The sequence below is a fragment of the Methylophaga sp. UBA5088 genome (assembly GCF_002414625.1).
Classification (GTDB): Bacteria; Pseudomonadota; Gammaproteobacteria; order Nitrosococcales; family Methylophagaceae; genus Methylophaga; species Methylophaga marina.
In genome coordinates this window covers 25,287-25,608 of sequence record NZ_DIAC01000028.1, presented here as the reverse complement: position 1 = coordinate 25,608, position 322 = coordinate 25,287, and the positions used below count along the sequence as shown (strand labels likewise).

The 322-nt window shown below is 41.3% G+C and carries 1 protein-coding gene; it reads right to left on the bottom strand.

The annotated features are described in order from the left end of the window. Positions 1-322, bottom strand: a 322-nt coding sequence (locus tag B4K20_RS03640; protein WP_289281923.1) for a diguanylate cyclase domain-containing protein, incomplete at both ends; no start/stop codon positions are given.

Here is a 322-nt window from a genome sequence, read left to right as displayed (position 1 = left end):
TGCGTAGCGAGCAATAAGATCCGCATTACGGCATGTTTTTGTCAGTACATCCGCAGCATGGCGCAACACTTCGTCACCAAAATCATGGCCATAATTATCATTGAAGTCTTTGAAATTATCCAAGTCGAGAAACAACAACACCAGGTTGTCACGTGAGATGGAGTCTTGAACCATTTCCATTTCATGTGTGAGTGATTTTAAAAATAAATCTCTGTTAGCCAGCCCCGTGAGGTTATCGTAATTAGCTTGTTTCCATATAAGCTGCTGTTCTGCAATATCATGTGTGATATTTCTGGCAATAATGGAACCGCCGATGACCTTT